19 protein-coding genes are annotated in these 19,234 nt (G+C 68.9%); 8 read left to right on the top strand and 11 right to left on the bottom strand.

Annotated features, from left to right (window positions below; all coding sequences use genetic code 11):
• Positions 1 to 56: 56 nt before the first annotated feature.
• From SM754_RS13865 to SM754_RS13835, 7 genes are all read right to left on the bottom strand, one after another.
• Positions 57 to 1,667 (bottom strand): long-chain-fatty-acid--CoA ligase, encoded by a 1,611-nt coding sequence (locus SM754_RS13865; RefSeq protein ID WP_323676835.1) that lies wholly within the window; start codon positions 1,665 to 1,667, stop codon positions 57 to 59.
• A gap of 141 nt (positions 1,668 to 1,808) precedes the next feature.
• On the bottom strand, positions 1,809 to 2,681 hold the full coding sequence (locus SM754_RS13860; protein WP_323676834.1) for an amidohydrolase family protein: 873 nt from the start codon (positions 2,679 to 2,681) through the stop codon (positions 1,809 to 1,811).
• Positions 2,682 to 2,757: 76 nt separating this feature from the next.
• Entirely contained in the window at positions 2,758 to 3,171 is a 414-nt protein-coding gene (locus tag SM754_RS13855; RefSeq protein WP_323676833.1) for a hypothetical protein, read from the bottom strand.
• Positions 3,172 to 3,243: 72 nt separating this feature from the next.
• The gene (locus SM754_RS13850; RefSeq protein ID WP_323676832.1) at positions 3,244 to 4,089 is read right to left on the bottom strand and encodes a hypothetical protein; all 846 of its coding nucleotides are present in this window, start codon (positions 4,087 to 4,089) and stop codon (positions 3,244 to 3,246) included.
• Between the two features lie 98 nt (positions 4,090 to 4,187).
• Positions 4,188 to 4,676 (bottom strand): MaoC/PaaZ C-terminal domain-containing protein, encoded by a 489-nt coding sequence (locus SM754_RS13845; protein ID WP_323676831.1) that lies wholly within the window; start codon positions 4,674 to 4,676, stop codon positions 4,188 to 4,190.
• A 139-nt stretch (positions 4,677 to 4,815) separates the two neighbouring features.
• Complete coding sequence (locus SM754_RS13840; RefSeq protein WP_323676830.1) at positions 4,816 to 5,382, bottom strand: DUF5518 domain-containing protein; 567 nt, start codon at positions 5,380 to 5,382, stop codon at positions 4,816 to 4,818.
• Positions 5,383 to 5,515: 133 nt separating this feature from the next.
• Positions 5,516 to 5,992, bottom strand: a complete 477-nt coding sequence (locus tag SM754_RS13835; protein WP_323676829.1) for a DUF5518 domain-containing protein — start codon at positions 5,990 to 5,992, stop codon at positions 5,516 to 5,518.
• Positions 5,993 to 6,228: 236 nt separating this feature from the next.
• Between SM754_RS13835 and SM754_RS13830 the strand changes: the two genes are divergently transcribed.
• The 5 genes from SM754_RS13830 (at position 6,229) to SM754_RS13810 (ending at position 12,824) form a co-directional block, all read left to right on the top strand.
• Entirely contained in the window at positions 6,229 to 7,431 is a 1,203-nt protein-coding gene (locus tag SM754_RS13830) for a thiolase C-terminal domain-containing protein (RefSeq protein ID WP_323676828.1), read from the top strand.
• Positions 7,428 to 8,933 (top strand): zinc ribbon domain-containing protein, encoded by a 1,506-nt coding sequence (locus tag SM754_RS13825; RefSeq protein WP_323676827.1) that lies wholly within the window; start codon positions 7,428 to 7,430, stop codon positions 8,931 to 8,933. The genes SM754_RS13830 and SM754_RS13825 overlap by 4 nt, the downstream gene beginning before the upstream one ends.
• Before the next feature lie 53 nt (positions 8,934 to 8,986).
• Complete coding sequence (locus tag SM754_RS13820; protein WP_323676826.1) at positions 8,987 to 9,913, top strand: 3-hydroxyacyl-CoA dehydrogenase family protein; 927 nt, start codon at positions 8,987 to 8,989, stop codon at positions 9,911 to 9,913.
• On the top strand, positions 9,904 to 10,716 hold the full coding sequence (locus SM754_RS13815) for an enoyl-CoA hydratase/isomerase family protein (protein ID WP_323676825.1): 813 nt from the start codon (positions 9,904 to 9,906) through the stop codon (positions 10,714 to 10,716). The genes SM754_RS13820 and SM754_RS13815 overlap by 10 nt, the downstream gene beginning before the upstream one ends.
• Positions 10,717 to 11,078: 362 nt before the next feature.
• Entirely contained in the window at positions 11,079 to 12,824 is a 1,746-nt protein-coding gene (locus tag SM754_RS13810; RefSeq protein ID WP_323676824.1) for a DUF7289 family protein, read from the top strand.
• A gap of 148 nt (positions 12,825 to 12,972) precedes the next feature.
• Here SM754_RS13810 and SM754_RS13805 read toward each other — a convergent pair whose 3' ends face one another.
• The 3 genes from SM754_RS13805 to SM754_RS13795 all read right to left on the bottom strand — a co-directional run bounded on the left by SM754_RS13805 (position 12,973) and on the right by SM754_RS13795 (position 15,876).
• A complete protein-coding gene (locus SM754_RS13805; RefSeq protein ID WP_323676823.1) occupies positions 12,973 to 13,632 on the bottom strand; it encodes a DUF6517 family protein in 660 nt (219 codons plus the stop codon).
• An 87-nt stretch (positions 13,633 to 13,719) separates the two neighbouring features.
• Positions 13,720 to 15,216 carry a cysteine--tRNA ligase gene (gene cysS, locus SM754_RS13800; RefSeq protein ID WP_323676822.1) on the bottom strand — a complete coding sequence of 499 codons (1,497 nt, stop codon included), beginning with the start codon at positions 15,214 to 15,216 and terminating at the stop codon, positions 13,720 to 13,722.
• 135 nt (positions 15,217 to 15,351) lie between these two features.
• Positions 15,352 to 15,876, bottom strand: coding sequence for a DUF7523 family protein (locus SM754_RS13795; RefSeq protein WP_323676821.1), 525 nt, complete (start codon positions 15,874 to 15,876; stop codon positions 15,352 to 15,354).
• A gap of 142 nt (positions 15,877 to 16,018) precedes the next feature.
• On the opposite strand from SM754_RS13795, the gene SM754_RS13790 reads away from it, so the two are divergent.
• Together SM754_RS13790 and SM754_RS13785 are read left to right on the top strand one after the other, a co-directional pair.
• Positions 16,019 to 16,360 (top strand): ArsR/SmtB family transcription factor, encoded by a 342-nt coding sequence (locus SM754_RS13790; RefSeq protein ID WP_323676820.1) that lies wholly within the window; start codon positions 16,019 to 16,021, stop codon positions 16,358 to 16,360.
• Positions 16,361 to 16,362: 2 nt separating this feature from the next.
• Positions 16,363 to 16,797 carry a DUF7521 family protein gene (locus tag SM754_RS13785; RefSeq protein WP_323676819.1) on the top strand — a complete coding sequence of 145 codons (435 nt, stop codon included), beginning with the start codon at positions 16,363 to 16,365 and terminating at the stop codon, positions 16,795 to 16,797.
• Between the two features lie 46 nt (positions 16,798 to 16,843).
• Here SM754_RS13785 and SM754_RS13780 read toward each other — a convergent pair whose 3' ends face one another.
• A complete protein-coding gene (locus tag SM754_RS13780) occupies positions 16,844 to 18,214 on the bottom strand; it encodes a LolA family protein (RefSeq protein ID WP_323676818.1) in 1,371 nt (456 codons plus the stop codon).
• Positions 18,215 to 18,356: 142 nt separating this feature from the next.
• Between SM754_RS13780 and SM754_RS13775 the strand changes: the two genes are divergently transcribed.
• Entirely contained in the window at positions 18,357 to 19,232 is an 876-nt protein-coding gene (locus SM754_RS13775; protein ID WP_323676817.1) for a CbiX/SirB N-terminal domain-containing protein, read from the top strand.
• Positions 19,233 to 19,234: the final 2 nt, after the last annotated feature.

The raw sequence follows: 19,234 nt of genomic DNA, 5'->3' as shown, positions 1-19,234 counted from the left end.
CGCACCGTCAAAAGGCGGTCGACTTCGGCCGCTCCCGCCCGGGGTCCGGCGTCGCGTCAGCCCTGGCCGACCATCGACTCCTCGCCGTCCCACTCGCGCTGGCGGAGCTCGTACTTCTGGACCTTCCCGGTGGCCGTCTCCGGGAGCTCGTCGACGAACTCGACGCGCGTGACCCGCTTGAAGTCCGCGACGCGGTCCGCGACGAAGTCCTTCAGGCCGTCCGCGTCGACGGTCGCGTCCTCGACGAGCACGACGAACGCCTTCGGCGTCTCCCCCCACCTGTCGCTCGGCGCGGGGATGACCGCGGCCTTCGACACCCCGGGGTGCTCGTAGAGCACGTCCTCGAGTTCGATCGTGGAGATGTTCTCGCCGCCGGAGATGATGATGTCCTTCTTGCGGTCCTGGATGGCGACGAACCCGTTCTCGTCCCACGTCGCCAGGTCACCCATGTGGTAGTAGCCGTCGCGGCGCTCGCTGAACGCCTCCTCGGTCGCCTCGGGCTTGTTCCAGTACTTCTCCATCACCTGGTTGCCGCGCACGACGATCTCGCCGATGGTGGAGCCGTCCCGCGGGACGTCCTCGCCGTCCTCGTCGACGACGCGCACCTCGGTGCCGAGGTACCCGATACCCTGGCGTTTCATCAGCCCGAACCGCTCGTCGTCCGACTTGCCCGCGAAATGCCGAGGGGTGTGCGAGGTCGTGACGAGCGGGCCGGTCTCGGTCGCGCCGTAGACGTGCATGAGCGTCCAGTCGAACTCGCTCTCGACCGTCCGGAGCGTGGACTCGGGCGGTGCAGCGCCCGCGGTAGCGGCGCGGACGTCGTTCTCGCCCCCGGTCTGCACGTCGCCGTCGTGCTCGTCGTAGTACTCCATGAGCATGTTGAGGACGGTGGGCGCGGCGCACAGGTACGAGACGTCCTCGGTCCGGATGGCGTCGAAGACGTCGGCCGCGTCGACACCGCGCGTGCAGACGTGCGTCGCGCCGTTGCCCGTGATGGAGTAGATGTGCCCCCAGCCGTTGACGTGGAACATCGGGAGCGTCCACAGGTAGACGTCGTCGTCCGATATCTCGTGATGGGCGGTGACGAGGTACGAGTGCAGGGTCTCCGCGCGATGCGTGCGGCAGACGCCCTTCGGGTCGCCCGTGGTGCCGGACGTGTAGTTGATCGTGACGACGTCGTCCTCGCTCATCTCGGGGCGTTCGTAGTCGGTGCCGGCGGCATCGAGTTCGGCCTCGACGTCGCGCCAGTCGCCGTCGACCGCGCCGGGGTCGTCCGTCACGAACACGTCCACGGGGACGTCGTCGCGGACGGCCTGAATCTTCTCGGCGTACTCGCGGTCCGCGTAGACGACGTCCACGCCGGCGTCGTCGAGGATGTACGCGTAGTCCTCGGGCGTGAGCCGATAGTTCAGGGGCGTGTGGACGGCGCCGACCTGCATCGTTCCGTACGCGGCCTCGAGCTGGTGGTGCGTGTTCGGGTCGAGGACGGCGACGCGGTCGCCCTTCTCGACGCCTTCGGTCTGGAGGAACGCGGAGAACGCGTCGGCGCGCGCACCGAACTCGCGGTACGTGTAGCGGTCGCCAGTCGTCGCGACGATGGCCGTCTCGTCGGCGTAGTGCCGGCGAGCGCGGTCGAGGAAGTCCGTGACCAGCAGCGGCTTGTGCATCAACGTCCGTTACGTTCAGGGTCGTTCAAAAGCCGCGTGTTCGACCAAAAGTTACCGCAATCCGGAACCGAGTGAAAGCGAGCGAGTGCGCGGGCCCGCGGCGACGCGACCGCGTTCGGGTCGCGGTGACGTCGGCCGCGGTCAGAGTCCGAGGAAGTCCTCGGCGTTCTCCCAGAGGAGCTTGCGCTGGACGTCCTCGCTGTACTCGAGGTTCGCGAACTGCTCCATCCACGCCTGCGGGTCGAGCATCGGGTAGTCGGTCCCGAACATCACCTTGTCCTTGAGGACGGTCTTCGCGTAATGCAGGACCTGGTCGTCGATGTACTTCGGCATCCACCCCGAGAGGTCCATGTAGACGTTCCCCTTCTGCTGGCAGATCGCGAGCTGTTCCTTCTCCCACGGGAACGCGGGATGCGCGATGAGCATCTGGAGGTCGGGGTGCTCGGCGGCGACGTCGTCGAGCAGCATCGGGTTCCCGTACTTGATCTTCAGCCCGCGGCCACCGGGTGCGCACGCGCCGAGCGTCGAGTTCCCGCCGTGGAACACGCACGGCACGCCGAGGTCCTCGATGGTGTTCCAGAGTTCCTCGTGCTCGGGGTCGCTCGGGTCGAACCCCTGCGCGATCTGCTGGAACTTGAACCCGGAGAGGTCGAGGTCCTCCACGCACCGGATCGCCTCCTCGACGCAGTCGTCCTTCAGCGGGTCGACGCTCCCGAATCCGACGAAGAAGTCGTCGTGCTCGTCGCGGACCTCGGCGACGTAGTCGTTCGGCACCGGCGGGTTCCCCGTGTTCGTCTCCGCGTCCCACCCGAGCAGGACCGCCTTCCCGATGCCGGCGCGCTCGTACTCCGCGCGCATCTGCTCGTAGTCGTTGGGCACCATCTCCTTCCCGAAGCGCTCGGCGGCGTCCTGCATCATCTCGCCACCGGCGTCGAACAGGAACTCCTCGGTCGGCTGATGGGCGTGCGTGTCGATCGCCCGCGGTTCGTCCGCGAGCACGTCCGGGAGACTCATGTCTGGACCTGGTACTGCCACTCGCAAAAACGTACCCCATCGCGCGACAGGGATGGGTCGTACCGCTCGAACCCGGTCAGTCGGAGCCGTCGACGTCCGTCGTCGCCGAGTCGTCGCCGGCGGACTCGGTGGCCGACTCGAACGAGCGCGAGACGGCCGACAGCAGCACCTCGACGACGAGGAACGCGCCGACGGCACCCCAGAACTCGTCGAGGAACGCACTCGTTGCGACGTGCGCCACGAGGAGCACGGCGAGCGCGGCCGCACACGCTCCCATGGCCCACGCGACCGCGTGCAGGCGGTCGTCGTGCTCGGGCCAGGACCGCGAGTACGTCCGCGGGACCGACACGCCGAGGACGAACATGGTCAGGAATCCGAGCGAGTCGTTCCCGAGGAGGTCGGTGACGAGGAAGCCGGTGGGGATGGCGACGGCGATGCCGGCGACGACCACCGCGAACCGCGACGACGCGAAGTACGACCGAACGTCCATGCGGCGTAGTCCCAGGCGCGGACGCAAAACGCTTCGCAATCGCCGAGCGAGCGGTTCGAGGGGCGCGTCGGTTCAGAGCCCGATGGTGTAGAGGACGCTCGCGGCCATCACGACCGCGCCGACGACCATCGCGGGGAGTCCGTACCGGCTCTTGGACAACAGTTGCTCCTCGCTGCGCGTCGACAGGATGAACTCGTCGTCGCCGGCGGGCGTCACGACCGCGTCCTCGGGCCGCAGCCGTCGGTCGGGACGGGCGTCCCCGTCCGCCGGTTCGACCGCTCCGAGGAGGTACACGCTGTCGCCCGGTTGCACGATTCCCTCCTTGTACTTCCGTTCGCCGTGGGCGTTCCCGAAGTCGATGGCGTTGAACACCGAGCCGGTCTGCGCGTCGATACCGGGCGCGCGGCGTTCGAACTCCTCGACGCGCGCCGGCGTCGGGTCGTCCGGGTCGAGCTGGTGCTCGACGCGCAGGTGCTGGAAGTCCACCGTCACGCCGTCGACGGCGACGCTGTCGTCGAGGCCATCAAGCGAGATGTTCGACGTCCAGTTGCTCGCGTCGGCGTCCGAGCCGGGGCGCACGAGTATCTCGGCGCTCCCGTCGTCGACGAGGAACGGCACAGAGTCGTAGCCCTCGGCGATCTCGTGCCACGAGCTGTTCTTGCCGCCCTCGTTCCACTCGTCGACCTCCCAGCCGGCGACGACGCACGTGTCGCCGGAGAGCGGCGCCTGCATGGTTCCCGCGTCGTCGCCGGTCGCGGCGACCTCGCCCTTGAGTTCGACGAGTCCGGGTTCGTCGACGTCGAGGACGCGCGAGGTCGGCGTCCCCGAGATGACCTGGTGGTACGCTCGACGCCGGTATCCCCACACGGTCGCGATGCCACCGACGACGAGCCCGATGATACTGAACAGGACCGACATGTCAGTCACTCGTCGCCATCGTGACAAAAATCCACTGGGTTCGGAGCGTCCGCCGCCGCCGACTCCCCGAGGCGTCAGGGCGCTCTCCGGACCCGCTCTCAGGGCGACTCCGGGTCGTCCTCGTACGCGGCGCGCTTCTTGAACATGAACTTCATGTCGCCCTCGAGGAGGACCTCGTCGTCCTGGTTCCACGTGGTACCGTCGATGACGACGAGCCCGGCGTCCTCGCGGCTCTCGAAGGTCTGCTTGTCGGTGACCTCGAACTCGGCGTTGATGGTGTCGCCGATGGTGAGCGGGTTCGGGACGTCCATGTAGTTCATGCCGAGGAACGCGATGACGGTGCGTTCGACGAACCCGCAGCGCTGGACCATCCCGGTGGTGAGGATGAACGTCATCGGCCCGTGACCGATGCGCTCCCCGAACGGGCCGTCCTCGCTGTACTCCGCGTTCGTGTGGAGTTCCGTCCAGTCGTCCGCGAACATCGAGTGGAAGACGAAGTCCGACTCGGTGACGGTCCGCCCGGCGCTCTCGAACGTCTTCCCGACCTCCATGTCCTCGAAGTAGTGGGGTTCGTAGCTGTAAGCCATACCGGGCCTTCGCGGGGTGTCAGTAAAAACGATGGTGGTCGTTTCCACGCGACGACCGTCGGCCGTGGACCGCCGACGTCCGGCCCGCCGGAGGCCCTCCACCGGGGACCGACTCACGACCGTTCGAGAGGTGTCCGGGTCAGCGGTCCTCGAGGTCCGCGTCGCGAGAGCGCGGTCCGCCGTCGGCGTCGTCGTCGGCCTCGTCGAGCGGTCGCTCCGCGGGAGCGCTGTCGCGATAGCCGGTGTCGTGTCCCGCTGACGCGTGGTCGTCGCGAGTGGCGAGTTCCGCGCCGAGCCAGCCGCCGAGTGCGCTGAACGCGACGTGGTAGAGGACGGCGACGGCGACGACGACCGCGACGAGAACCCACGCGAGAACGGGGAGGCCGAGTGCGACGCGAGGGCCGCCGCCGCCGGACGCGACGAGGCCGACCCACCCGACGGTGAACACGGACCCGACGAGTGCGATGACGAGGAGCGCGGGGATGGCGGCGAGGAGGCCGGCAAGCGCGCCGACGCGGACCCCGCGTCGCGACACCGACCGCGTCCCGTCGCGCGCTTCGGCTTCGAGGTAGCCCGAGAGCGCACCGCCGACGACCGGCGCGAAGGGAATCCAGCTGAAGACGACCATGACGACAGCGCCGAGGAGCGCGTTGACGAACCCGCTGCGGGAGCGGCCGGCACCGGAGGTGGTTGAGTACTCGTTCATACCATCAGTACGACGTATGAGGTAGTAAATCGATCCCCGTCTCTCGGGGGGCGAGAGACCGAATATCACGGGTCTCGCCGATCACGATTCTAGCGACCGTCGCTTGGGAATCCCCGTTCGGGGCGGCTTCTGCTCAGAACTGGGTGTCGTCGAACTGGCTGTCCCGGGACCGCGCACCGCCCGTGGCGTCGCCGGTCGACGACGGCTGGTAGCGGCGCTGGTAGGCGACGACGCCGAGGTAGCCGCCGAGCGCGCCGAGGCCGAGCGTGTACGCGACGCCGGCGAGCCCGAAGAGGACGAGGAGGAACCCGAACGCCGCCGGGATGACGGCGAAGAAGGAGATGCCGAACGCGACCGCGAGGATCGCCCAGAGGGCGACGAGCGACGGGAGCGAGAACAGGACCCCCGCGATGGCGCCCGCAAGCGCGCCGCGGCGGCGGGTCTCGCGGACGAGCCAGCCGGCGACCGCGCCGCCGAGGAGCGGCGACCCGGGGACGAACCCGGTGAGGAACGCGACGAGTGCGCCGAAGCCGGCGATGGCGGGCATGCTGGTTCTGACGGCGTCGCGAACGGGCTGGAGCGGGTCGTCGCGCGCGGAGGGACGCGTCATATCGACGAGTTCTGCGTTCTCGGTGAAAAGTGATGGGTCGGGCGGCGACCGCGGCGACGCCGGCGAGAGCGAGGAGTCCGACGGTCCAGAGCGCGAGGACCGTCCGCCTCTCTATCCGTTCGTCCCGCAGCGGACCGAGCCCCATGCACCACCACGCAGCGTGAGATGATGTCGGGGGTCCCCGTTCGAGGCGCGGTTCCCCGAGTTATATGCTCGCTGCCGTTGCATGTCGAGGCATGCGCGAGGCATACGTCGTCGGTGCGGGCCAGTCCGACTTCGGCTCGTTCCCGGAGGAGAGCTACCGGTCGCTGTTCGCGACCGCGTACGAGGCAGCGGTCGACTCCGTGGACGGTGATCTCGACCCGGACGCGGTCGACGAGGCCGTCCTCGGGACGCTCGGGGTCGGCGGCCGACAGATCGGGCTGTCGGGGCCGGCGGTCACCGAGCACGTCGGGTTACACGGGGTACCGACGACCCGCGTGGAGAACGCGTGCGCGGCGTCGGGGTACGCGGTCAGGCAGGCGGTGCAGGCGGTGAAGTCCGGGATGGCCGACCTCGTGCTCGCCGGCGGGTACGAGGTGATGACGGACGCGTCCGGTGACGCGACCCGGTACTGGCTCGGCGTGAGCGGGGAGACGGAGTGGGAGCGGTTGTCGGGGACGACGTTCGCGGGAGTGTACGCGCAGATGGCGAGCGCGCACGTCGACGCGTACGGCACCGACCCCGACGCGCTCTCGGAGGTCGCGGTGAAGAATCACGCGCACGGCGCGAAGAACCCGCACGCCCAGCTCGGGTTCGAGTGCACGCTCGAGGACGCGCGGGACGCCCCGGTGGTGGCGGACCCGCTCACGCTCTATCACTGCTGTCCGACGACGGACGGCGCGGCGGCGGTGCTCGTGGCGAGCGAGGACGTCGCGAGCGAGCTCTCGGCGGACCCGGTCCGGGTCGCGGGCGTCGGCGCGGCGTCGGACGCGGTCGGGCTCTTCCAGCGTGACACGTACGCGAGCGTGCCGGCGTCGGCGATGGCCGCCGAGCGCGCGTACGACCGCGCCGGCATCGACGCGGACGAGGCGGGGGCCGTGACCGACGCCGTCGACTTCGCGGAGGTCCACGATTGCTTCGCCATCGCGGAGCTGATGGCGTACGCGGACCTCGGGTTCTGCGCGCCGGAGGACGCCGGTGCGTTCGTCGCGGACGGCCGGAGCGACCACGGGGGTGACGTCGTCGTGAACTCCTCGGGCGGCCTGAAGTCCAAGGGTCACCCGATCGGGGCGACGGGCGCGGGACAGGTCGTGGAGGCGTACAAGCAGCTCCGCGGTGATGCGGGCGAGCGACAGGTCGCGGACGCCGAACGCGGCGTGACGCACAACGTCGGTGGCAGCGGCGGTGCGGCGGTCGTTCACGTCCTGGAGCGGGCCTCGGAGGTGAGCGCGCGATGAGCGACGACGCCACCCGCGACGGGGACGTCGAGGGCTCGAAGGGGTCGAACGGCATCCGCGCGGTCGGCGCGTACGCACCGCGGAACCGGTTGTCGGCGAGCGAGGTCGAGGCGGCGTGGGGGTCGGTGCAGGCGTCGGGCGTCGGCGAGAAGGCGGTCCCGGGCGCGGACGAGGACGCGCTGACGATGGCGTACGAGGCGGCGACGAACGCGCTGCACGCGGACGGGACGGACGCGAGTTCGGTCGGCTTGCTCGCGTTCGCGTCGACGACGCCGCCCGTGGAGGAGGAGGACGTCTCGATCCGTCTGGGGTCCACGCTCGGTGTGCCCGAGACGGCTCGTTTCGAGTCGTTCGGCGGGAGTACGCGAGCCGGGACGCGCGCGCTCGCCGCCGGGTTCGACGCGGCCCTCGACGACGGCGAGCACGCGCTCGTCGTCGCGAGTGACTGCCCGAAGGGCGAGCCCGCTGGCGAGCGAGATCAGGCTGCGGGCGCCGGTGCCGTGGCGTTCGTCGTCGTGGACGGCGGGCCGGCGAACGCGCTCTATCGCGGGTCGTTCGCGCGCCCGACCCCGGGGACGCGGTTCCGCGAGCGCGGCAGCGAGCGCGTCGACGGGCTCGGCGTGACGTCGTACGACCGGGCGGCGTTCGCGGAGACGCTCGCCGGCGCGGCGAGCGCGCTCGACGCGCGCACGACCGATGGCGGCGTGGACGTGGACGCGGCCGCCGTGCAGGCGCCGGACGGTTCGATGCCGTATCGCGCGACGGGCGCGCTCGGCGTGGACACCGACGCGATACAGCGGGTCGCGACCGTGCACGACCTCGGCGACACGGGCGCGGCGAGCGCGCTCCTGGGGCTCGCACGCGCGCTCGACGACCCGGACGTCCGTCGCGTGCTCGTCGCGGGCTACGGGAGCGGCGCGGGCGCGGACGCGTTCGTCGTCGACGCGGACGGCGCGATGCCGGCGTCGCTCGCGCTGGAGCGCGACGACGAGCGCGAGCTCTCGTACGCCGAGTACCTCCGCCTCCGCGACGAGGTCGTTCCCGACGACCCGCCCGAGGGCGGTGGCGCGTACGTGAGCGTGCCGTCGTGGCGGCGGACGCTCCCGCAGCGGCATCGGCTCGTCGCGGGGCGATGCACCGAGTGCGGTGCGCTCGCGTTCCCGCCGGAGGGCGCGTGCGGCGACTGCCGTTCGATGGCGGGCTACGAGGACGTTCAGCTACCGGGGACGGGTCGGGTGGAGGCGGCGACGACGATATCGCAGGGCGGTGCACCGCCGGAGTTCGCGCAACAACAGCAGCGAGACGGCGACTTCGACGTCGTGGTCGTCGCGTTCGACGCTCCCGCGAGCGACGACACCGTGAGCGCACCCGCGCAGGTGACGGACGTCGACGGCGGCGACGTCTCCGTGGGCGACGACGTCGTCGCGACCGTCCGCCGGATATACACGCAGGAGGGCGTGACGCGGTACGGGTTCAAGGTGCGGCCCGCCGGACGTCGGTGAGGCGACGCCCGGAACGGGCAACGCTTACCTGCCAGGCCGTCGCGCGTTCTGGTATGCGTATCTGTGTACTCGGAGCCGGCACGATGGGCCACGGCATCGCGCAGGTGAGCGCGATGGCGGGCCACGACGTCGCGATGCGCGACATCGACGAGACCGTCCTCGACGAGGGCGTCGACGCCATCGCGGACAACCTCCAGGGCGGCGTCGACCGCGGCAAGGTCACGCCCGACGAGAAGGAAGCGACGCTCGACCGCATCTCGACGACGACGGCCCTCGACGAGGCGGCGGCGGACGCCGACCTTGTCGTCGAGGCGGTCCCGGAGTCCGTCGACCTCAAGCAGTCGACGTTCGAGGAGATCGAGGCGGTCGTCGACGACGGCGCGATCGTCGCGTCGAACACGTCCTCGCTCTCGGTCACCGAGATCGCGAGCGTCCTCGACGACCCGTCGCGCGCCGTCGGCCTGCACTTCTTCAATCCCGTGCACATCATGGGGCTGGTCGAGGTCGTCGTCCCCGAGCAGGCGAGCGAGCGAACGGTCCGGTTCGCGACGGACTTCGCCGAGGACCTCGACAAGGAGGCCGTCGTCGTCCGGGACTCGGCGGGGTTCGCGACGAGCCGACTCGGCGTCACGCTCGGCGTGGAGGCGATGCGGATGGTCGAGGAGGGCGTCGCGAGCCCGCGGGACATCGACGCCGCGATGGAGCTCGGGTACAATCACCCGATGGGTCCCATCGAACTCGGCGACGTCGTCGGGCTGGACGTCCGCCTGGACATCCTCGAGCACCTCCGGGAGGAACTCGGCGAGCGCTTCAAGCCACCCCAGAGCCTCCGGCGGAAGGTCCGCGCCGGGAAGCTCGGACGGAAGACCGGTGAGGGGTTCTACGTCTGGGAGGACGGCGAGATCGTGGGCGTGAGTGAGGACGCCGCCGCGGCCGGTCAGGTCGACCGCGACGACGAAGAGGGGCCGGTATGGGAGTAGTCGACGTCGCGGGCGAGTGCGACCTCGTCTCGGCGTCGGTCGGCGACCACGCCGAGTACGTCGCGACGGTGACGGTCGAACGGCCGGACAAGCGGAACGCGCTGAACGCGCAGGTCCGGCGCGAGCTCAAGGACGTCCTGGACGCCGTCGAGGACGACGACGAGGTGCGCGTCGTCGTGCTCACGGGGTCCGAGGAGTCGTCGGCGTTCGTCGCGGGCGCCGACGTCTCGGAGCTCCGGGAGCGCAACGCCGTCGAGCAGCGCGAGGCGTCGAAGCGGCCGCGGGTCTACGAGTACGTCGACGACCTGGAGAAGCCGGTCGTCGCGCGCATCAACGGGCACTGCCTGGGTGGCGGAAACGAGCTCGCGCTCGGGTGCGACGTCCGAATCGCGAGCGCGGACGCGAAGCTCGGACAGCCGGAGATAAACCTCGGTATCATGCCCGGCGGTGGCGCCACGCAGCGCCTGCCGCGGCTCGTCGGCGAGGGGCAGGCGATGCGCTTGATACTCTCGGGGGAACTCGTCGACGCGGAGGAGGCGGCGGACATCGGCCTCGTGGACGAGGTCTGCGAGCCCGACGCGCTCGACGACCGCGTGTACGAGCTCGCCGGGCGGATGGCGGAGAAGAGTCCGCTGGCGCTGGAACTGGCGAAGGAGGCGGTGAAGGCGGGGTCCCGGATGGACCTGGAGCAGGGCATCGAGTACGAGGCCGAGCTGTTCGCGCTCCTGTTCTCGTCGGCGGACAAGGACGAGGGTATCGACGCGTTCTTCGAGGACCGGGAACCGGAGTGGACCGGTAACTGACCGGGGAAGCGTCGTTCAGGCACGGATTGAAGACGTGTGGTCGTCCTCAAGCACTCGTTTCTCTCCGCTTGCTTTACAATTCAAGGCTCGAACCATTCGGCCACAGATACTATTGGAAATAGTCGCTAGCTAAGACAAGACTATATCCCTCCTAAGCGTTGCTAAAAAATCCTTCCTCTGCATAAAAGATAGTAATACCGTATTGGGCCGCTATTTTTTCCTCGTTTTCCAATGCACCTTTACGTCATACATTTGGTAAGGGACGCTTTCTATGGCTGTAATGAGGCGCCAATCCCCTCGGGGCAGGGATACGGACGTCAGTCACCACGAGGTGCGTCACGGTGGCGACTGACGCGCGAAGAATGAGGACCATACGCGACGACGACGGCGGGGCATCGACCGTCCTCGCGGTAATCCTGATGATGGGTTTCGTCGCGGCAGCGTCGGTGTCGCTGCTCGTCGTCGGGACCGCGACCGTCGACCAGTCCAAGGACACGGCGCAGGAACAACAGGTCGAGAACACGTTCCGGCAGTTCAACAAGGACGTCTCCAGCGTCGCGTTCGGCCGCCAGAAGTACCGGTCGATGGAGTTCGACATCCAGGACCAGACCGCCGCGTTCCGCCAGGAGAACACGGGCCGTATCCGCGTCGTCATCGACGGCAACGAGATCGTCGACGAGCAGGTCGGATCGCTCGTCTACGAGCAGAGCGGTGAGACCATCGCGTACCAGGCCGGCGGCGTCTGGCGCGGTGCCGGCGAGGACTCACGGATGGTCTCCCGGCCGCCCGTCGAGTACCAGAACGGGTCGTTGACGTTCCCGATACCGGCACTCGACGGCGACGAATCCGTCCAGGCAGGCCAGCTCAATATCAACAAGCGAAAGACCGAATCCCCGATCAACAACGTCGGCTACGTCGAGGGGAAACTCGTCACGCTCTACATCACGAGCAAGTACTACGAGGGCTGGGCGCAGTACTTCCGCACGCAGACCAACGACGTCGCCGTCGAGGTCGACAACTCCCCGGCAGGCGACAAGGGGACGGTGAAGGTGAAGCTCGGGAAGCCCGTCGCGAACGGCGACTTCGACGACGGCGTGCTCGCAACCGGTGGCGACAGCGGTGACATCTGCATCGACAACAAGGACTCACCTGATTCGCTCGCTGCTACAGGAGAGATATACTCGTGTAAGAACAACAAAGAGGCCGACGGCAAAGAGAACGTCGAATCCAACCTCTATGAACTCGATTCCGCTATCAAGCGCAAGGTTCAGAACGCCGAGGACGTCGTCGCAGATGGAACCGACACCTCGATCAAGCCGCTCAACGTCGAATCAGTCTCGAACAAGGTCACTGCAGGGACGTACTACGATTCGGACGGATTCTCGATTGGGGACAGCGTGGAGTTCGACCTCTCGAGTGGGAACATCACGCTAATCGTAGACGGAGACATGGCGGTCGATAAGGGCTCGATCGACGTCACCGGGACGAGCAGTGGGCATGCACTTCGAATCTACTCGACCGGTAACTTCGGGATGCAGAACGGTGGTGCTGGCGCGTCGAAGAGTGCGGGAGCCGAGCACTTCCAGATATACGGTACTTCAGACATGCTCGTCGCGATAACGGGTGGCGATAAATCCCAGTTCGTCGGGACCGTCTACGCGCCGCGTAGCGAACCGGTACTGTCCCCGTCCGGTGAAGGCGGAGAGGCAAACCCAGCGGTCGTCGGTGGCGGAGGCAGTCACTGCGACGGGTGGGACATGTGTGTCGCGACCGGGAGTGCTGGCTTGACCGGCGCCGTGGTTGGCGGCCCGACCTACATGGGGCAGGCAACGTCCGTGAAGTACGACGAATCACTTGACAGCGTCAAGCCGACGCTCCAACTCGACGACGGCGTGCTACCGCCGCCGATCACGTTCCTCAAAGTGAGCGTGCACACGGTCGCGGTGAACAACAGCGGTGCGAACAACATCCAGCCTGCCGGTGGCCTTGGTGCTCCGGCGAGCGTCGTGTCGCCGCCGTCGACGCCCACCACGACGCCGTACCAGTCGTCGACTACCGGGTCGAGGACGCTCGCGGCGCCCGTAGCGCGACGCGCACCCGTCCAGTAACCGATTCGTAGGCCGCACTGCGTCTTCGCCTCGGTTCTCGAATCCGTCACTTGCGACAGACGCAGGTCTCATCGCGTCAGTACCTCTCCTCACTGTGGGGTGTACGGCTGTGAGAACGAAGACCGCGGGTCGTCGAGCGTTCGACGCGTCAGGCGTCGGTCGCGTTCGTCGGGTGGTCGATTTCCCGCATGAGTTCCTTGACGGTCTCGTACTCGCCGTCCATCGCCTGCGGGAACACGGCCATCGTGACGACGTAGTCGCCCTCGTGCTTCACGGGTTCGCTGACGACGACGTAGACGTCGACGTCCTGGCCGTTGAACGTCGCGGTCCCTTCGAACTGGGAGACGTTCGTGGATTCGCCCGCGACCGCGACGGTGGTCTTGTCGACCTCCTCGCCGATGGTGAGGCCCTGGTACTGGCCCTGCATGCGCTTCGCGAAGTCCTTCGTCCCGAGTCGCGAGAGCGGGTTGAACGACTGCCCGAACGCGCTCACCTCGGGCGACGTGAACGTCGCGAACACCGCCGCCTTCTGCTCGGCGAGCGGTCCGATGTCGACGGTCTTGTGGTACTCGACCGCCCAGTTCGTGACCTTCACCGTGCGTTCCTGGTCGGCCGCGGAGAACGTCCGGTTGACGCTGAGGTCGCGCGTTTCCGCCTTCTCGTAGTCGCTACTGCTCGCGGTTTCCTCGGCGACGACCGCAGGCGACGCCTCGACGGACGTCGTTCCCGAGAGGAAGCCGAGGCAACCGGCGGTCGCGAGCGTCGCGGCGAGCGCGAGCGCGACCATCGTTCGCTTGTCGAATCGCATACGCGTCCCGAACCGTTCACGGGATATAAATCACCGGTCAAGGAACGTCGGTCTCCGATGTGCGTCGACCACGCGCGGTCTCGGCGTTCAGAGCCGATAGGTCGGGCCGTCGTCGGTGTCCTGTACCTCGACGCCGAGCGCTTCGAGTTCGTCGCGGAGTTCGTCGGCGCGGTCGTAGTTCCCCGCCTCGCGTTCGGCCTCGCGAACCTGGAGGACGAGGTCGACGACCTCGCCTGCGACGTCCGCCTCGCCGTCGGGTGCGGCGTCGAACGCGAACCCGAGGACGTCGCCGCCGAGTTCCTCGTACGCGTCGACGGCGTCGTGGAGCGCGCGGTAGTCGTAGGCGTCGCGGCCGTCGACGTGCCTGTTCACCGCGGCGGTGAGGTCCATGAGCGCCGTCACCGCCTTCCGCGTGTTGAAGTCGTCGTTCATCCCGGCTGCGAACTCCTCGCGAGCGGACGCGACCGCGTCGCGGAGGTCGCCGTCCGTGACCTTGGTCCGCGCGGCCTCGCTGTCGCACGCCGCCACCGCGGTCTCGTACCCGCGCTCCAGGCGCTCCCAGCGTTCCTCGGCCTCCGCGAGCGTGTCCTCGCTGTACACCGCCTCGTTGTGGTACGCGGTCGACACGAGGAACGCTCGGAGGACGTTCCCGCCGACCGAGTCGAGGCCGTCTCGGACCGACCAGTAGTTCCCGAGACTGCTGCTCATCTTCTCGCCCTTCCGCTGGAGGAGGCGGACGTGCAGCCAGTAGTTCGCGAACCGCTCGCCGGTCGCCGCCTCGCTCTGCGCGATCTCGTTCTCGTGATGGGGGAACACGAGGTCCTGGCCGCCGACGTGGACGTCGATGGTGTCGTCGAGATGCGTCATGCTCATCGCCGAGCACTCGATGTGCCAGCCCGGCCGCCCGTCGCCCCACGGCGACGCCCACGTCTGCCCGCTCGGGGGCTCGGCGTCCGCGTCGCCCGCGTCCGGGTGGTCGGGGTGGCGGTGCTCGTCGACGGCGTCCGCGCTCACGCCGTCGCCCTTCCAGAGCGCGAAGTCCGCCGGATGCCGTTTCTCCGCGAGCTCGTCGGGGTCGCCCTGCTCTTCGATGTCCTCGACCTGCTGGTTCGAGAGCTTCCCGTACTCCTCGAAGCTCGTGACGTCGAAGTAGACGGAGCCGTTCGCCTCGTACGCGTACCCCTTCTCGACGAGGGTCTCCACGAGGTCGACGATCTCGGGGACGTGCTCGCTGACGCGCGGGTACACCTCGGCGCGCTTCAGGTTGAGTGCGCGCATCTCCGCGAGCAGTTCCTGGATGTAGTGGCTCGCGACCTCGCTCTCGTCCGCGCCGAGGTCGGGGTCGCCGGCGCGGGCGACGATCTTCTCGTTGACGTCCGTGAAGTTCTCGACGTGCCGGACGTCGTAGCCCTCGTGTTCGAGCCAGCGATGCATGACGTCGGCGGCCACCCAGAGGCGGGCGTGCCCGAGGTGCGCGGGGTCGCTGGTCGTGAGCCCGCAGACGTAGAGCAGGACCTCGTCGGGGTCCTGGGGCTCGAAGACCTCGCGTTCGCCCGTCAACGTGTTCGAGACGTGTAGGGTCATTGCCCGCCTCTACCCCGGGAACGCAAGAAAAAGCCTCGGTCTCGCGCGTCGAGACCGTCGACCAGCGATGCGTTAGAGGTGTGCGAGGGAGGCGGTCGGGCAGCGTCGGGTGGCGTACACGCGGAAGGTGGTCGGTCAGCGTCGGTCGGTGACCGCGGGCCCGGACGGGACGGCGTCGAACGCGCGTTCGATGGCGCGGAGGGCGTTCGCGGCGTCGAGCCGCGGGACGACGACGACGACGACGTCGTCGGCGTGTGCGAGCGCGTCGACGGCGACGTCGTCGACGGCGAGCGCGTCGAGGGTCGTGCGGACGCCGTCGAGGTCGACGTCGCCGGTCGCGAGTACCGCGGTCTTGCCGTCGTCGGTCGCACCGAAGGCCGCGCCCGAGACCGAGAGGAGGACCTCTCGCGCGTTCGCGTTCTCCGGGTCACGGAGGCGGCCGACGCCGCGTTCCATCGTCACGCGGACGTCTCGCGCGGTCGGCTCGCGGTCGGGGAGGTCCTCGGCGTACCGGCGGAGTGCGGTCGCGACCGCGTCCTGGTCGCCGTCGACGTCGAGGAACCGTGCGGCAGCGGAGTAGTTCGCAACGCCCGCTCGGAGCGCGTCGACGAGGAACGGCTGCTCGCGGGCGGCGTCGCGAGTGCGTTCGGCGAGGCTCATGGTCGAACGCGCGACGGCCGGCGAGAAAAGTACCGCGGTCGACTCCAGGTCGCCAACTCGCGGGGTGCGGTCGGTGACGACCGGTTTCTCGGTCCGAAAGCGACGATTGCGATTTAAGTCGGTCCGGTTGGACGGTGCGGGTGTGCCGGAGGACGTCGACGTGCGGACGGTCGTCGGGTTGCTCGACGACGACTACGCCAGAGACATCCTCGCGGCAGCGAGCGAGGAGACGCGCTCCGCGAAGGAGCTCGCGGACGCGATCGACGCGTCGCTCCCGACGGTCTACCGGCGCGTGGACGACCTCGTCGACGCCGGGTTGCTCGTCGAGGAGACCGAGGTATGGGGCGACGGGAACCATCACAGCGTGTACGTCACGGCGCTCTCGCGCGTCGAACTGGCGCTCTCAGAGGGGACATTCGAGATGCAACTGGAAACGAAGACGGACGTCGCGGACAGGTTCACGGATATGTTCGAGCGCCTCTAACCATGCTCGGGGTACTACCACCACCTGGCGACCTCGGGCGTGCGCTCGTCGCCGCGGACGCGACCGCCGTGCGCGTCCCGCTCGCCGCGGACGCGGGCAGCGAGTCCAGCGACGGCGCCGGCTCGGTCCTGAGCGGTCTCGACCCGCTCCAGGTCGTGCTGCTCGCGATGGCGCTCGCATCGACGGCCCTCGGGCTCTACGTCGGCTATCAGGCGTACCGCGGGTTCGTGCGGAACGACAGCACGCCGATGAAGTTCCTGTCGCTGGGGCTCGTCCTCCTGACCGCGGTGACGTTCGGTCTGAGCTTCGGTGGGAGCGTCGCGTTCCAGTACGACCTCGCACCGGCGGTGTTGCGGCCGGCGTGGCAGGTCGCCGTGCGCGGGTCCCAGCTCGCCGGGGTCGCGTGCATCGTGTACGCGCTCCACCGTCGGCCCTGAGAGGTCCTCGCGAGACCGCTCCGTCGCGGACGACGGTCGCGTCGCTCTACTCCCCTCGGGCGACGGGCGCACCGGGACCGTTCGCGGAGAGTCTACCCGCCTCGCTAGGGAGGTCAGCGGCCTCAGCTGGTGGTCCGCTGGCCTCGACCGGGAGTATATCGGCCTCGAACGGGGTCGTGGTACGCGTCGACTCGCCGTCGCCGCAGTCGAGCGACGCGGCGAGGTCCACGAGCGCGTCACGCGGGTACGGGCCGATGCTGGCGGCGGAGACGACGTACTCGTCGCAGTAGACGTACACCGCCTGCGAGCGGCCGAGCTGGGTGTAGAGCGCGCGGTGACCGTCGACGGTGAGTGGCTCCGCGACCTCGCGTTCGCGCGACTGGATGATGCCGTCGCTCAGGTAGCGGCCGGCGACGAGCACCGTCGACTCGTTCGAGTACAGGACCTGGCCGCCGGTCGCGTTCAGGTCGATGCCGGCGGCGTACGCGAACTCGAACCCGTCGGGGACGCCGGGGTCGGGGACGGGAACGGACGTGTTCGCCGCGAGCGCCGCCACCGTCGGGAACCGGACGACGCCCGTGGCGTAGTCGACGACCTCCGTGCTCTCGCTCGGCTCGTAGCGGTACGTGGACGCAGAGACGTTCGCGCCGTAGTTCAGGTTCGAGAACGTCATGACGTGCGACCAGTCGTCGCCGTCGACGGTCGCTGACCGGTCGACGCGCACCGGGAAGAACCGCTCCTGGTCGACGTAGTACGTGATGGTGAGGTCCTCGACCGCGGTGGCGTTCGAAGCGGCGGGTTCGACAACGAGGACGTGCGTGCGTTCGCCCTCGACGGTCTCCGTGCCGTCGTAGGAGACGGCGAACGCGCTGACGTTCGCGGACGGCGCGGCGACGGACGTCTCGTCGTCGCCGCGGACGACGGTCGGGGCCGGCCCGACGCCGACGTTCGGCAGGTCCGAGACCGTGCCGTCGCTCTCGTTCGCGGCGTCGAACGCGGCCGCGAGGAACTCGCCGAACCCGCTGCCGTCGCCCGTGCCGAACGTCGCGTCGAACGTCGCCGCGGTGTGGGCGTACCGCTGCGCGACGTCCGTCGACGCGTTGTACTGCCAGTAGTGGTCAGCGTTGGAGACGAAGACGTTCCCGCGATGGGAGGCCGGTGCCGTGACGCGCTGGCGGGCGTTCCTGGTGCCGACCTCCGCGGCGAACCGGAGCGTCGACCGGTTCGTGCGGTCACCGGACGAAATCTCGACCCGGAGGTCGCCGGTGACGTTCCCGAGGCCGCGGTACGTCGAGGCGGCGTCGTCGCCGTCCGGGAGTGGCGTCGTCGTCGACCGAACCGTATCGACGTGGCAGCCGGCGAGGACGACCGCGGCGGCGACGGCCGCGAGGACCAGGACCGTGCGCGTTCGTGTCATCTCGATTGGCAGTTCCCGGAGCGTGCAGGTTAGGCGTTGCGGTCGGCCGCGCGCCGACCGCCGCCGGGTCCGGTCGCGGCGCCGACCGAATCCCGCATCCCGCGACGATGCCACTAAGAGCGTGCGGGCCGGACGCGAACGTATGCAAGCGCTGGTCATCGTCGCACACGGCTCGCACCTCAACCCGGAGTCGAGCACGCCGACGTACGCGCACGCGGACACCATCCGCGAGACGGACGCGTTCGACGAGGTTCGCGAGGCGTTCTGGAAGGAGGAACCGCACTTCCGGGAGGTCCTGCGGACCCTCGAGAGCGAGGAGGTGTACGTCGTGCCGCTGTTCATCTCTGAGGGGTACTTCACCGAGGACGTCATCCCGCGCGAGCTCCGGCTCGGCGACTGGGACCCCGACGCGTGGGAGTCCGACGGGACGAGCGCGACGCACGTCACGCTCCGCGCGAGCGACGTCGACAAGACCGTGCACTACTGCGGGCCCGCCGGAACGCACGACGCGATGAGCGACGTCATCGTCCGACGCGCCGAGACCGTCACGGGCGACCCCGACGTCGGCGACGGGTTCGGGCTCGCCGTTGTCGGGCACGGCACGAAACGCAACGAGAACTCCGCGAAGGCCATCGAGTACCACGCCGACCGCATCCGCGAGATGGGGCGGTTCGACGAGGTGAAGGCGCTGTTCATGGACGAGGACCCCGAGGTCGACGACGTCACCGACTTCTTCGAGAGCGAGGACGTCGTCGTCGTCCCGCTGTTCGTCGCGGACGGCTATCACACGCAGGAAGACATCCCCGAGGACATGGGGCTCACGGACGACTACAGGGAGGGCTGGGAGACGCCGGCGAAGGTCGACGGCCACTACCTCTGGTACGCGGGGGCGGTCGGCACGGAGCCGCTGATGGCGGACGTCGTCCTCGAGCGCACGCTCGACGCGGGCGCCGACGTCGCCGACGCCGTCGAGTACGTCAAGGAACACACCGGCGACGCCGCGGTCACGGAGGCCTGAGC

This window comes from Halorubellus amylolyticus (genome assembly GCF_034808145.1).
GTDB lineage: Archaea > Halobacteriota > Halobacteria > Halobacteriales > Natrialbaceae > Halorubellus.
Note: the sequence above shows the minus strand (reverse complement) of the source record. Positions and strands in the feature narration are given on the sequence as shown.